Below are 13,915 nucleotides of genomic sequence, written 5' to 3' on the forward strand. Positions count from 1 at the left end.
CTCACAGCTTCATAGCCTCTTTCTATTTTCTCTCTGATACACAATTTTCATACATGATATAATGAACGCAAAATTATTTGCTCGCAAGGATGCTGATTTTGCGAAATGCATAGAATGTGCGAAGCACATGATATAATGAACGCAAAATTATTTGCTCGCAAGAATGCTGATTTTGCGAAATGCATAGAATGTGCGAAGCACATGATATACGGATAAAAATCCGTCTGCCTTATGCTGTAAAAAAGTCCCGGAGATAGACTCCCCGGGACTCCAATCTTTTACTTATCTGTTAAAACATTCAGACTGTGTAAGATTTACAGTGAGTCATGGAATGTTCTGTTGATAACGTCGAGCTGCTGCTCACGTGTAAGTGAGATAAACTTAACAGCATATCCTGATACACGGATTGTGAAGTTAGCGTACTCTGGCTTATCCGGATTCTCCATTGCATCAAGGAGCTTATCCTTACCGAATACGTTTACATTTAAGTGGTGAGCACCCTGATCGAAGTATCCGTCCATAGCGCTTACAAGCTTCTCAGCTCTTTCTTCCTCGTCATGTCCGAGTGCTGATGGGTTCATTGTCTGAGTATTTGAGATACCATCTAATGACCACTCATAAGGAATCTTAGCTACTGAGTTCAGTGAAGCAAGAAGTCCTGATGTCTCTGCACCGTAACTTGGGTTAGCACCTGGTGCGAATGGTGTCCAAGCACGTCTTCCATCCGGAAGGTTACCTGTGTACTTACCATATACTACGTTTGATGTAATTGTCAGGATAGATGTTGTAGGCTCTGAATTACGATATGTGTGTCTCTTCTTGATGTCTGTAAGGAACTCATGAAGAAGCCATACACCGATGTTATCAGCTCTGTCATCATCATTACCATATTTAGGGAATTCTCCCTCGATCTCAAAGTCTTCTGCAAGACCTGTTTCTGCGTTACGAATAACCTTAACCTTAGCATACTTGATAGCTGACAGTGAGTCGATTACGTGTGAGAATCCGGCAATACCTGTTGCAAATGTACGACGTACATCTGTATCGATAAGTGCCATCTCTGCTGACTCATAGTAATACTTATCATGCATGTACTGAATCAGGTTCAGGATATTTACATAAAGTCCTGCTAACCAATCAAGCATCTTCTTGTACTTAGCAAGAACTTCATCATAGTCAAGATACTCTGCAGTAATTGGAGCATACTCAGGACCAACCTGCATTGGCTTACCTGTCTTCTTGTCTAAGAACTTCTCATCTTTACCACCGTTGATAGCGTAAAGGAGACACTTAGCAAGGTTTGCACGAGCTCCGAAGAACTGCATCTCTTTACCTGTCTGTGTAGCTGATACACAGCAGCAAATTGAATAGTCATCACCCCAGATAGGCTTCATAACATCATCATTCTCGTACTGGATTGAGCTTGTTCTTACTGAGATCTTAGCAGCATACTTCTTGAATGTATCCTGAAGAGCTGAAGAATAAAGAACTGTAAGGTTTGGTTCTGGAGCCGGTCCCATGTTCTCAAGAGTATGAAGGAATCTGTAGTCGTTCTTTGTAACCATTGAACGTCCGTCAACACCGATACCACCAACTTCAAGTGTAGCCCATACAGGGTCACCTGAGAACAGTTCGTTGTATGACTTAATTCTTGCGAACTTAACCATACGAAGCTTCATTGTGAAATGATCGATAAGCTCCTGAGCCTCAGCCTCTGTAAGCTTTCCGGCCTTAATATCTCTCTCAATATAAATATCAAGGAATGTTGATACACGTCCTACTGACATAGCAGCACCATTCTGAGTCTTGATAGCTGAAAGGTATCCGAAGTATAACCACTGAACAGCTTCCTTAGCGTTTGAAGCAGGCTTAGAAATATCATAACCATATGACTGAGCCATAACCTTCATCTCCTGCAGACGTCTGATCTGCTCTGCAAGCTCTTCTCTCTGACGGATAACATCATCAAACATATTACCATCGCCACAGTTTGCCTTATCTTCCTCTTTCCAAGCGATCAGCTGATCGATACCGTAAAGAGCAACTCTTCTGTAGTCACCTACGATACGTCCACGTCCATAAGTATCAGGAAGACCTGTTACGATATGTGTATGACGTGCAGCTTTCATCTCTGGTGTATAGGCATCAAATACTGCCTGGTTATGTGTCTTGTGATACTCTGTAAAGATCTTATGGAAGTTCTCGTTTGGCTTGTAACCATACATCTCAAGAGCTTCCTCAGCCATCTTAATACCACCATAAGGCATGAATGCTCTCTTAAGTGGTTCATCTGTCTGAAGACCAACAACCTGCTCAAGGTCCTTTGTCTCAGGATCAATATATCCAGGGCCGTATGCTGTGATGCTTGATACAACATCAGCATCCTCCTTTAATACACCGCCGTTATCTCTTTCTGCTTTCTGAAGAGCCTGAAGCTTGTCCCAGAGCTTGTTAGTAGCATCTGTTGGTCCAGCAAGGAAGCTCTCGTCTCCGTCGTACATTGTGTAGTTGTTCTGGATGAAGTCTCTGACATTACATTCTTCTTTCCAGAGTCTACCTGTGAATGAATCCCATTCCTGGTTCTGTAACATAATAATTTTTTCTCCTTTCAATTTTATATTATGTGAATATATAAAACACTCTAATGGTATTATACAGAATCTTTTTTTATAATTCAACAATCCTTATCATTTTTATTGTATTTCTTTTCGTACATTCGCATAATTTTTACAAATTTTTTTAATCTCTGAAAAAAGCTTGACACAGAGTGAACTCCAAGGACTATCATTTAATTATCAAAGACAAGAAGGATCGTCAAATGAATAAATTATCAGACACATTTGAACTGAAAAATAGAGTATCAATTCCATGCATCAGATATGGAAATGAAATCAGCGTTGGCAAAGGGATTTCCGAAAGTGGAATTGCGATACATGGAACGCCATGACAGATTTGTATAAATCCGGCAAAATCAGTAACACCATATCGAATCGTTGAAAATGCCAACGTGTGCTTATCATATTGAATACCGGTTGTTTTCCTGCCGGCACATCCAGTGCCAACCGCAGCTTGGTCGCCGGCTTTATATCTATCGTTCCTGCCATTTTATCCCTTACTTTCTTCTTTATATATCGTTCATTCTGAACAGACGAATCTATACTTTATCTCCCATCCTGATTTTTGTCGATTTTTAAGTATATGTAATGAATATTTTAACATATTGTAAACAGAAAATCCAGTATTTTATATCAGGAATGCGTTAATTACGGCAAATAACCGCATACGTGAAAAAAGCTGCCGGAATCCATCATATATCTCCCTTTTCACCTGCATTATATCAGGCAAAACCGGTTAATAAATGACCAATTCCGACAGCTTTTTGTCTCAGCTATTGTTTCTTATAATATCCCATATAATAGTATACTGCTTATGATTCTCTGCTGTTCTTCTCTGCATCTGCAGATATCTTATCGCTATCCGATTCTTTTTTAATAAATGTCTCATTAATGAAAAAGAATCCTCCGAGACCGATTGCAACAACGCCAAAAACAATAGCAAATATATCCATACCCATTTTATTATTCTCCTTTTCTTCTTACATATTCAGTTTTCAAATGTAAGAAGTCAGGAGTTTCTTTCCGTCCTTTTTATGTATATACTCAAGCCTTCGATACCATTGAGATGCATGCACCAGTGTGCCGATCTTCACCCACCATTTTCTGGTATCACAAACGAACCCGGATAAGGTAAACAGAAACGGTAAAACCAGGATCCACAGATCAACTGTTTTCTCCGATTGAAACGATTTCAGGCTCTGCGTTTCAAACACTGTACGAAGAACGCTTCCTGTCGGAAGTATCCCTATTTCATTAATTGATGTCGTCCGGACTTCACGAAGCACAGATTTATTCTGTTCAAGCCCCCGCTCCATTCTGGAACTTTCTATATCACCTATGCCAAAAACGGTGGCAGCTAATATCAATATGATACAATATATCACACATATTTGTTTCTTCTGTTGTTGAAGCATAGTTGCCACCTCACTTTCTGTAGATTTCTTTCTGCATATCCTATACTTACTGCATGCCACATAATCAACACACTTGAGAACGAATAATTCTGCGTTCATTATCTCATAAATATAACAAAATGAATATTCTTTATTTTATTCTTATCTATTTCTTAATTTCTTCGCGGAGCTGTGTTCCAAGTTTCTGAATATCTTCTTCCAGATCACCCTCCAGCTCATGCACATCTTTTTCAAGACGATCCTTAAACATCAGAAGGAAACTGATAAGAAGCAATCCGCTGGATACCCAGATAGCATGGAAGCCCAGATGTACCGACAAAACACCTCCGATTCCGGCTCCGACCGCAAAGAACAGGATCACACCGAAATAATATAGTGACATTTCTAACTGCTCCGGCTTCTTTTCTCTTAAATATACAGATAAGGCTGCTGTACCACTTCTGAGATTTCCGATACACATCGTACTCGCATAAGAATGTCCGTTGACTTTCCGGAATGTCTGAACCTGCATTGCACAGGAAAAAGATACCAATACCGTTGCCAGCATGTTCCATCCTTCTGTTAAAAATCCAACAAAAAACAAAATTAAAATCTCCATCAATAAAATGGATTGTCTCCAATGAAGCTTCTTTGCGTATTTGAACCGTCCCTGTACCTGTTCTGCAAAGAACACCCCAAATGCAAATGCAAACAATGGATACAGATAACGAAGTCCTGCCTGCCATTCACCCATCATAAAATGCTGACTCATCAGCACTACATTTCCTGTCTGCGCATTTGAAAACACTTCATCTCTTGTAAAATATGTATAAGCATCCTGAAATCCACCGGATAACGCCAGAAACACACTGGTAATAAATGCTTCCGACATCTGCCGTTCTGCCTGTCTGTTCTGCCTAACTTTCATCTCAATCAACTCTCCGTTCTTCTTCAAATAATATCAGACACAATATAGTTAGCAAGAACGATATGCTCTGCTACAAAGAAAAACCGGATGTGAAACCCACACCCGGTTCTTCTTTGTCCGAAGTATATCCTGACGTTATAGTGTCTCAGGTGTATCTCACGAACATATATTGTATTCTGATCATTCAGATATTATTTCTGAGGACCTGCTGCAACTAATGCCTTACCGGCTTCGTTGCTCTCGTACTTAGCAAAGTTCTTGATGAATCTGTCAGCAAGATCTAATGCCTTTGTCTCCCATGCAGAAGCATCTGCATAAGTGTCACGAGGATCAAGGATTGCCGGATCAACACCCGGAAGCTCTGTAGGTACTTCAAAGTTGAAGTAAGGGATCTTCTTTGTAGGAGCTGAAAGGATAGCACCGCTAAGGATAGCATCGATGATACCTCTTGTATCCTTGATTGAGATACGCTTGCCTGTTCCGTTCCATCCTGTATTTACAAGATAAGCCTTAGCTCCGCTCTTCTCCATCTTCTTAACAAGCTCTTCAGCATACTTTGTAGGATGTAACTCAAGGAATGCCTGTCCGAAACATGCTGAGAATGTAGGTGTCGGCTCTGTGATTCCACGCTCTGTACCGGCAAGCTTAGCTGTGAAGCCTGACAGGAAGTAGTACTGTGTCTGCTCTGGTGTCAGAATAGATACCGGAGGAAGTACTCCGAATGCATCTGCTGAAAGGAAGATAACATTCTTTGCTGCAGGAGCTGATGAAATAGGACGAACGATGTTCTTAATATGATCAATTGGATAAGATACACGAGTATTCTCTGTAACGCTCTTATCTGTGAAGTCGATCTTACCATTTGCATCTACTGTTACGTTCTCAAGAAGAGCATCTCTTCTGATCGCATTATAGATATCTGGCTCTGAATCCTTATCAAGGTCGATAACCTTTGCGTAGCAGCCACCTTCGAAGTTGAATACGCCGTTGTCATCCCAGCCGTGCTCATCATCACCGATCAGGAGACGCTTAGGATCTGTTGAAAGTGTTGTCTTACCTGTTCCTGAAAGGCCGAAGAAGATAGCTGTGTTCTCACCGTTCATATCTGTGTTTGCTGAACAGTGCATAGCTGCCATTCCCTTAAGTGGAAGGTAGTAGTTCATCATTGAGAACATACCCTTCTTCATCTCTCCGCCGTACCATGTATTGATGATAACCTGCTCATGGCTTGTGATGTTGAATGCTACACATGTCTCTGAGTTAAGACCAAGTTCTTTATAGTTTTCTACTTTAGCCTTTGATGCGTTGTAAACAACGAAATCTGGCTCGAAGTTCTCAAGTTCTTCAGCAGTTGGCTTGATGAACATATTTGTTACGAAATGTGCCTGCCAAGCTACTTCTACGATAAAACGGATAGCCATACGAGTATCAGCGTTTGCTCCACAGAAAGCATCAACTACAAATAATTTCTTATTTGAAAGTTCCTTCTTTGCAATATCCTTAACGGATGCCCATGTCTCTTCTGTCATTGGATGATTGTCGTTCTTGTAACCATCTGTTGTCCACCATACAGTGCCCTTTGAATTCTCATCAACAACAATATACTTATCTTTAGGTGAACGTCCTGTATAAATACCTGTCATTACATTAACAGCGCCAAGCTCTGTTTCCTGTCCTTTTTCATATCCTTCAAGAGTAGATTTAGTCTCTTCCTCGAAAAGTGTTTCATATGAAGGGTTGTAAACGATCTCTGTAGTTCCGGTAATGCCATACTTGCTTAAATCAATATTTTTCATTGTACACAAATCCTCTTTTCTTTCTAAGTATTATTCTATGGAGGTTAGTTTGTACTACCAACTTCCACAGCCAATTTGTATTATAGCCATCCCTAATCAAAAAGTAAAGAAAATCTTTACCGGATATGACTTTTTTACAATTTTTTTATAATCATCACGCCTGTATTTTATAATTTATATTTGTTTTAGAAACACAGACAGATTGCATAGACAAGTGCCGCCATGATCCATGCAACAACACACTGTCCGACCACAACTACCAGTGCCCATTTGCTTCCAAGTTCCCGTTTTACGGAAGAAACGGCTGCTACACATGGAGTATACAGCAGACAGAATATCAACAATGACAGAGCGGATGCCGGTGTCAGGATCTTATGGATAACATCCATGCTTCCGGTCAGCACAGACAATGTTGATACTACACTCTCCTTGGCCATAAATCCGGATATCAGTGCCGTCGATATCCGCCAGTCTCCGAAACCAAGCGGTGCAAATACCGGTGCGATCAATCCTGCGACAACTGCAAGGATACTGTTCTGTGAATCTGCCGTCAGGTTAAAGTGCAGATCAAAGCTCTGTAAGAACCAGATCACGATCGTTGCCACAAAGATAACCGTAAATGCCCGCTGTAAGAAATCCTTTGCCTTTTCCCATAATAACTGCAATACATTTTTCAATGCCGGCATTCTGTAGTTTGGAAGCTCCATAACAAACGGAACTGCCTCACCCTTGAATAATGTCTTTCTGATAATAAGCGCCACAAGGATTCCTATCAGTATTCCCACAACATACAACCCGACCATAACAAGTGCTTTATACTTTGGGAAAAACGCTGTTGCAAAGAATGCATAGATCGGAAGCTTTGCAGAACAGCTCATAAACGGGGTCAACAGGATCGTCATCTTACGATCACGCTCCGACGGAAGGGTACGGCTCGCCATAATGCCGGGAACCGTACAGCCGAAGCCAACCAGCATCGGCACAATACTTCTTCCGGATAACCCAATCTTTCTGAGTGGTTTGTCCATGACGAAAGCAACACGAGCCATATATCCACTGTCTTCCAATAACGAAAGAAATAAAAACAGCACCACTATGATCGGAAGAAAACTCAGCACACTTCCAACCCCCTTAAAGATACCATCGATTACAAGTGAATGAAGCACCGTGTTCACCGACCATGCAGTCAGAAGCTGATCCATCTGCGCTGTCAGATAATCAATCCCTTTCCCCAGCAGATTCTGAAGTACCGCTCCAATCACATTAAAGGTCAGAAAGAAGACCGCTCCCATGATCAATATAAAGGTCGGTATGGCGGTATACTTTCCCGTAAGAACCGCATCGATCCTCCGGCTTCTGATACGTTCCTTACTCTCTGCCGGTTTGACAACCGTTTGTCTGCAGATCCGCTGTATAAAATCGAACCGCATGTCTGCAATTGCTGCTGCACGATCAATTCCACGTTCTTCTTCCATCTGGCTTACAATGTGTTCTATCATCTCTGTCTCATTCTGTTCAAGATGCAGAGATTTTTCCATCTCTGCATCCCCTTCTGCCACCTTCGCCGCAGCAAAACGAACCGGGATTCCCGCATTCTCTGCATGGTCTTCGATCAGATGCATGATTCCATGCAAGCACCGGTGCACCGAACCACCATGATCTTCCGGATCACAGAAATCCTGTCTGCCCGGTCTCTCCTGATATCTGGCGACATGAACTGCATGTTCGATCAATTCATCTACACCCTGATTCTTGATCGCAGAGATTGGAATAACCGGAATTCCAAGCATACTTTCCAGCTGGTTAATACGGATTGATCCTCCGTTCTCACGAACTTCATCCATCATATTCAGTGCCAACACCATCGGTATATCAAGCTCCATCAGTTGCATCGTCAGATAGAGATTTCTCTCAATATTGGTCGCATCCACGATATTGATTATGCCCTTTGGTTTTTCATCGAATACAAACTGTCTGGTTACAATTTCTTCGCTGCTGTACGGTGAAAGAGAATATACACCCGGAAGGTCGGTTACTCTTGTGTCCGGATATCCTTTGATCATTCCCTCTTTCCGATCAACCGTTACTCCGGGGAAATTACCTACATGCTGATTCGAGCCTGTCAACTGGTTAAATAATGTCGTCTTGCCGCAGTTCTGGTTACCAACCAGAGCAAAGGTCAGGATCTCATCCTTCGGCAGCGGATGTTCATCTGCTTTCACATGATATTTTCCGCCTTCACCAAGTCCCGGATGTTCTACTAAAGCTTTATCCTTTTTGTTATCTTTCCTATGTTCGTCTTCATCTGATTTTTTATCTGATACCTCGATCTGCTCAGCATCCGCCAGTCGGAGCGTCAGTTCATAATCATGAATACGGATTTCAAGAGGATCGCCCATTGGTGCATATTTGATCAGTTTAACCTCAATACCGGGTATCACGCCCATGTCAAGGAAATGCTGTCTCAGTGCTCCATCACCGCCAACTGTACAGATAGTTGCGGACTGTCCCTCTTTCAAATCTTTGATTGTCATTTGTATCGCCTCTTAACTCTTTATAATAAATATTTATCAATTGCTTCTGCACATCCATCATGGTCGCAGTCATTGACAACAACCGCAGCAACTGCTTTTACATGTTCATTTGCATTTCCGACCGCAATCGCTAATCCTGCAGTTTCCAATATATTCAGATCGTTATCTGCATCACCGACCGCAATCGTCTCTTCAGATTCAATACCCAGGTGCTCACACAGCCGGAGCAGCCCGGTTCCTTTGGTAACTCCTGCCGCCGAACATTCCAAAGCGGTCTTCTCCGCATCCGCAAGAACAAGATTCAGTCCGGCAAGTCTCTTTCTGGTTCTCTCTCTGCCTTCTGCTGTCGCATGATACAGGTTCAGCTTCGGGACCTCAAATGGATGTTCCTTATAATATTCATAGATATCATCGACCTGTGTTGTAACCTTCTCATACATTGGCCGATAGACGCCCATCCCAAAGCGTTCCATCTGGGGTATGTCCTTTTTCTGCACTATGGATTCGATTGCAAGCAGATGCACCATTAGATCTTCTTTTTTACTTTCTGCCAGAATCTTTTCTGCCAGTTCAATAGAGATTGCATTCGAATACAGGATCTTCTCCTCTTTCACATCATACAGAATCGCGCCGCTGGAGCAGACAACATAACGCAGTCCCGGTATCCGCTTAAAATATTCCCGAAGCTCTGCCACACATCTTCCGGTCGAAAGGATCACTTCCTTTCCTGCATCAAATGCGCGGTTCACAGCTTCCAGTGTCTGCTCTGATATCCGCTTTTCGGAATTTAATAAGGTTCCATCCATATCAAAAGCAATCAACTTGTATTTACTCATATCCATGTCTGCCTTTCTGTTTTTATATTCAGATCTGTTTCATTCCGATACTGTTATTCTCTTTCATTTATATTTGTTTTGTGTTTATTTTTTTCTTATTGCTTTAATCTCTTCCGTAATCTTTTTTCGGTTCTTTATCAATCCACGCACCCAACGGAAAACAGTATAAAACGGCAACAGAATCTTATGACGGTATACCATCGGTACATTCTCTTTATAAAATCCCATATCCGGGAAAAGTCTCCGCCACATATACCGCCATTTTGTTCCGGTTGTGATTGTGTCTCCATCTGCCTGAAGTTCTTTCAGCGCCCGTTCCACCATGCCGGCGACCGTTCCGTATGTGCCAGAATACATCAGTTCGGCAAGAAGCTCCCGCTCCTGTTCTGTAAGCCGGTTCTTTTGCCCCATATCCTCCGATGCAAATATCTTATGTGCAAGACTCCGCAGCGTCTGCTCAAATTCCGCTGCTCCAAATACAGCTAACTCCTGCCCGATGTATTCATAATCAAAATGATCGACATATGCTTCATTCAGAATATAGCAATCTGTAAGTGTCCGTATTCCGGTTCCTGAACCTTTATGATGCTTATAAGCATGGGCGATCACATAAATATACAGATCATTTTCTTCAAAATGATAACCAAAGGAATTGCTTTCATCTTTTATCAGTCTGTCCTTCACATCCTGATAATATTGATTCCATTCTGCTCCCGGCTTCTCTGAAAACAATACCCGGTGCATCTCGAAATTATAGACCGGTTCTTTCAGATAAGTATCATGTGCTCCAACGCCATAAGCTTCCGTCTGATATCCGTGTTCTTCCATATACGACCGGATCTTCTGACTGTATACAGGATCAAACAAGATATCATTATCTGACATTTCCCTCATTCCGGGCGTCTTATACAGATCCTTTATGATGCTCCCCTTTAATGGCATATACCAGATACCTTCGGCTTCCATATATCTAAATAACTGCTTTCTTGCAGCATCTAACAGCATATTCTTACGCAACGCCTTATCCCTTTTCTCCCGCCATGCCGCAAGAAGCTGCGGATACTCTGCCGCAAATGTCTGGTCCACCTTTAACGCAGGTTCAATGGCGTCATAAACCAGAGCGCCTAACATATGATATTTGCTCCACTTCCAGACAGCCTGCAGATCCATCTGATGCAACCGTTCCGTTGATACCGGTTTCATATGAAGTCCACACGCCACTAACTCCAGAAAATCCCATTCATTTTTTCCAAGTGTCCTGATGTTATACTGAATCATATTATCTCATTCCTCATTCTTCCCTGTCCGTCATCATTGCTATCGTACGGTCACACACCTGCAAAGCTGCCGGCCGGTGGGTAACGATCAGGACAGTCCGATCTGTCATTGCACGGAGATTGGAAAGCAGCCGTTTCTCTGTCTGTTCATCCAGTGCACTTGTCGCTTCATCAAGGATCAGAACCGGGTGTCCGGAATAAACCGCCCTTGCAACTGCCAGACGCTGGATCTGTCCCTCCGATAATCCATGTCCCTGTTCTCCAAGTGGAGTTTCCATCTGTTCCGGAAGCTGATAAACAAATTCTGCGCAGGCAGCTTTGAGTGCCTGTGTCAGTTTCTCCGTGTCGACATGCTCACCAAATGCCACCGCTTCCTTTATTGTTCCACTCATCAGATGATTTCCCTGCGGTACATAAGCAAACAAAGACCGGAAGCCTGCATGCATCTTATGCCTTTCACCGCCAAATATTACGTTACAATCCCCGGAATCCAGTGCATACAGACTCATTAATATTTTAAGCACTGTACTCTTTCCACACCCGGATGGTCCGGTCAGTGCCAGGAATTCTCCTCTTGCAATATGCATATTAAAATGCTCCAGAACCTTTCTTTCACAGTAGTCTGTATCTGTCTGTGCCTGAACACCCAGCAGATCCGTATCTCTCCGATAGGCAAAGGAGCCATTCACAATCTCAAGAGCCATAAACTGTTCCCGGAAATCGGAAGGGAGTATCTCTGATCCCGTTCTGTCCGGTTCAAAGGTTTCTGCCTGCATCAGCCGTTCTGCACTGGCAAGGCAGGCAAAATATTTTGGGAAATACCCAGACAGATTCGCAAACGGTGTCTGGATCTGTGCGACAAGCTGAAGCACTGCTATAAAGGTTCCATAGGAAACCTGTCCTTTCAATATTCCATACCCACAATATATGGCTCCCAGAATATAAGCTCCATTCATTGCTGCACCGAACCCGATATTACAGATATTGGAAAATCTGTTTTTCTTCATCCGGCTGCCCTGATGTGCATTCATATACCGGTCTGCTTCATCTGCCGTTTCCTGTTCTTTTACGAATGTGTGAAGGATCACCAGACCGGATAACCGTTCCGATAAAAAAATCCGTAATCTGCCATCTGCCTCCTGCACTTTTTTATGCAGACGTTTCAACACCCGCCGGAATATCCAGGTCAGAAAGACAAGCAGAAGACCTCCCGGTATCAATACATAAGCAAGTTCCGGCATAATACCGATCAGCAGAACAACCGCGATCAGGATCCGTGTCAGCATCCCGCATACACCGGGAACGATCTGCGCCAGTCCATCCGCCACGATCACAGTATCTGAAGTCAGGCGGTTCATCCATTCTCCGGAATGGATCTGTGTGACTTCGCGGTAACTTCTTCCCATAAGTTCCGAAAACAATCGTTTCTTCCAGATATTTTCATAAGTTGACCGTGTTTTTTCTTCCAGATAACGGTCAACCGCCCGGAACGTGATCTGCAGGATCACAAGCAGTACAAGTCCTGTTCCCGCTGCCACAAAACCGGAACGTTCTCCTTCCACCGCATGATCGATCAGATTCCGGAGCAGTAATGCGAGCAGGCCGCCGGACATACCAAGAAGGACAGATATTATAAGCAGGAAAACGATATAATACCGCTTTCCTGCTATACCCTGCCACATCCATACAAATGTTTTCCTGTTCTGTTCACCCTGCATCATCCTGCTTTGTTTCTTCATCTGCTCTTACCCATTTTCCTGCGCAGCCGAGCAGCTCTTGCCTTTACAAATAAAATACCTGCCCGGATATAAAAAAGATCACACCATATATGCACATACCATCTGTATCGCTTATCCGTAACCGGAATCTCTTTTCCATCCCGTATCACCCCGGTAAGCACTCCGATAATATCCGGATCTGTAATATCATATTCTCTCCTGTAATTGTGATCCCCACAGATCACATAACCATCATTTCTTACAGAAAGTATCCTGTGCAGGATATAATGATCTCCCCTTTTATAAAGCACCGCATCATACTTTTTAAGCCGTCCTTCCGGTCTGGCCTTTATGATCATAATATCACGATGTTCCCGAAGGAGAGGCATCATACTGCGTCCTACATTGGTATATATAATAGTTCCATATTTGTTTAACTGTTCCTCATAAGTAGAACAGCTATCATATCCCTGTTTCTCCGTTTTCATTTTCTCTCTTTTTGCTGTTCCGGCTTCTCAATATTCGATCGCACCAATGGAATCCAGCTTCTTCAATATTCCCTTCACATCCCTGCGGACAACAGCCTCCGGTGCATCATATGCATCTGTCATTGCATGAACGATATCATCCTCTGTCACAGTTTTTTTCAGACATTCTACGATAAAGCCCGCTGTCTCATTGCTTCTGACCAGACCGGAAAAGCTGTCGGTTCCGGCAGCTACCATGATCTGTTCTCCATCTGTTTCATATGTAATAAATTCATCTTTTAATTTCATTTACCGCTCCATTATTTCTGTATATTTTCGTTTTGTTGTTT

12 protein-coding genes are annotated in these 13,915 nt (G+C 42.7%); 1 reads left to right on the forward strand and 11 read right to left on the reverse strand.

What is annotated here, in order from left to right; all coding sequences use genetic code 11:
* Positions 1 to 314 precede the first annotated feature (314 nt).
* Positions 315 to 2,591 carry a formate C-acetyltransferase gene (gene pflB, locus DWY07_RS01310; protein ID WP_021944115.1) on the reverse strand — a complete coding sequence of 759 codons (2,277 nt, stop codon included), beginning with the start codon at positions 2,589 to 2,591 and terminating at the stop codon, positions 315 to 317.
* Between the two features lie 227 nt (positions 2,592 to 2,818).
* Here pflB and DWY07_RS13500 point away from each other — a divergent pair, with 227 nt between their 5' ends.
* On the forward strand, positions 2,819 to 2,947 hold the full coding sequence (locus DWY07_RS13500) for a hypothetical protein (protein ID WP_021944114.1): 129 nt from the start codon (positions 2,819 to 2,821) through the stop codon (positions 2,945 to 2,947).
* 480 nt (positions 2,948 to 3,427) lie between these two features.
* On the opposite strand, the gene DWY07_RS13145 is transcribed toward DWY07_RS13500, so the two are convergent.
* The 10 genes from DWY07_RS13145 to DWY07_RS01355 form a co-directional block, all read right to left on the reverse strand.
* Positions 3,428 to 3,574 (reverse strand): hypothetical protein, encoded by a 147-nt coding sequence (locus DWY07_RS13145; RefSeq protein WP_008401909.1) that lies wholly within the window; start codon positions 3,572 to 3,574, stop codon positions 3,428 to 3,430.
* A 36-nt stretch (positions 3,575 to 3,610) separates the two neighbouring features.
* Positions 3,611 to 4,030, reverse strand: coding sequence for a hypothetical protein (locus DWY07_RS01315; RefSeq protein WP_021944113.1), 420 nt, complete (start codon positions 4,028 to 4,030; stop codon positions 3,611 to 3,613).
* 145 nt (positions 4,031 to 4,175) lie between these two features.
* Entirely contained in the window at positions 4,176 to 4,937 is a 762-nt protein-coding gene (locus DWY07_RS01320) for a YoaK family protein (protein ID WP_021944112.1), read from the reverse strand.
* Positions 4,938 to 5,128: 191 nt separating this feature from the next.
* Complete coding sequence (gene pckA, locus DWY07_RS01325) at positions 5,129 to 6,733, reverse strand: phosphoenolpyruvate carboxykinase (ATP) (RefSeq protein WP_008401912.1); 1,605 nt, start codon at positions 6,731 to 6,733, stop codon at positions 5,129 to 5,131.
* Positions 6,734 to 6,918: 185 nt separating this feature from the next.
* On the reverse strand, positions 6,919 to 9,267 hold the full coding sequence (gene feoB / locus DWY07_RS01330) for a ferrous iron transport protein B (protein WP_117821998.1): 2,349 nt from the start codon (positions 9,265 to 9,267) through the stop codon (positions 6,919 to 6,921).
* A 20-nt stretch (positions 9,268 to 9,287) separates the two neighbouring features.
* Positions 9,288 to 10,103: an HAD family hydrolase gene (locus DWY07_RS01335; protein ID WP_117821999.1), complete on the reverse strand. Its 816-nt coding sequence runs from the start codon at positions 10,101 to 10,103 to the stop codon at positions 9,288 to 9,290.
* A gap of 84 nt (positions 10,104 to 10,187) precedes the next feature.
* Positions 10,188 to 11,381, reverse strand: coding sequence for a nucleotidyltransferase family protein (locus DWY07_RS01340; RefSeq protein WP_117822000.1), 1,194 nt, complete (start codon positions 11,379 to 11,381; stop codon positions 10,188 to 10,190).
* 13 nt (positions 11,382 to 11,394) lie between these two features.
* Positions 11,395 to 13,119: an ABC transporter ATP-binding protein gene (locus DWY07_RS01345; RefSeq protein WP_117822001.1), complete on the reverse strand. Its 1,725-nt coding sequence runs from the start codon at positions 13,117 to 13,119 to the stop codon at positions 11,395 to 11,397.
* Positions 13,116 to 13,586, reverse strand: coding sequence for a hypothetical protein (locus DWY07_RS01350; RefSeq protein ID WP_117822002.1), 471 nt, complete (start codon positions 13,584 to 13,586; stop codon positions 13,116 to 13,118). The genes DWY07_RS01345 and DWY07_RS01350 overlap by 4 nt, the downstream gene beginning before the upstream one ends.
* A gap of 27 nt (positions 13,587 to 13,613) precedes the next feature.
* Positions 13,614 to 13,874, reverse strand: a complete 261-nt coding sequence (locus DWY07_RS01355) for a PqqD family protein (protein ID WP_117807299.1) — start codon at positions 13,872 to 13,874, stop codon at positions 13,614 to 13,616.
* Between the last annotated feature and the right edge of the window lie 41 nt (positions 13,875 to 13,915).

The organism is Clostridium sp. AF23-6LB, from assembly GCF_003461085.1.
GTDB lineage: Bacteria > Bacillota > Clostridia > Lachnospirales > Lachnospiraceae > Coprococcus > Coprococcus ammoniilyticus.

Excerpts from the sequence above, each read along its gene's own strand:
- pflB (WP_021944115.1), bottom strand. The coding sequence starts at position 2,591 with ATGTTACAGAACCAGGAATGGGATTCATTCACAGGTAGACTCTGGAAA.
- DWY07_RS13500 (WP_021944114.1), top strand. The coding sequence starts at position 2,819 with ATGAATAAATTATCAGACACATTTGAACTGAAAAATAGAGTATCAATT.
- DWY07_RS13145 (WP_008401909.1), bottom strand. The coding sequence starts at position 3,574 with ATGGGTATGGATATATTTGCTATTGTTTTTGGCGTTGTTGCAATCGGT.
- DWY07_RS01315 (WP_021944113.1), bottom strand. The coding sequence starts at position 4,030 with ATGCTTCAACAACAGAAGAAACAAATATGTGTGATATATTGTATCATA.
- DWY07_RS01320 (WP_021944112.1), bottom strand. The coding sequence starts at position 4,937 with ATGAAAGTTAGGCAGAACAGACAGGCAGAACGGCAGATGTCGGAAGCA.
- pckA (WP_008401912.1), bottom strand. The coding sequence starts at position 6,733 with ATGAAAAATATTGATTTAAGCAAGTATGGCATTACCGGAACTACAGAG.
- feoB (WP_117821998.1), bottom strand. The coding sequence starts at position 9,267 with ATGACAATCAAAGATTTGAAAGAGGGACAGTCCGCAACTATCTGTACA.
- DWY07_RS01335 (WP_117821999.1), bottom strand. The coding sequence starts at position 10,103 with ATGAGTAAATACAAGTTGATTGCTTTTGATATGGATGGAACCTTATTA.
- DWY07_RS01340 (WP_117822000.1), bottom strand. The coding sequence starts at position 11,381 with ATGATTCAGTATAACATCAGGACACTTGGAAAAAATGAATGGGATTTT.
- DWY07_RS01345 (WP_117822001.1), bottom strand. The coding sequence starts at position 13,119 with ATGAAGAAACAAAGCAGGATGATGCAGGGTGAACAGAACAGGAAAACA.
- DWY07_RS01350 (WP_117822002.1), bottom strand. The coding sequence starts at position 13,586 with ATGAAAACGGAGAAACAGGGATATGATAGCTGTTCTACTTATGAGGAA.
- DWY07_RS01355 (WP_117807299.1), bottom strand. The coding sequence starts at position 13,874 with ATGAAATTAAAAGATGAATTTATTACATATGAAACAGATGGAGAACAG.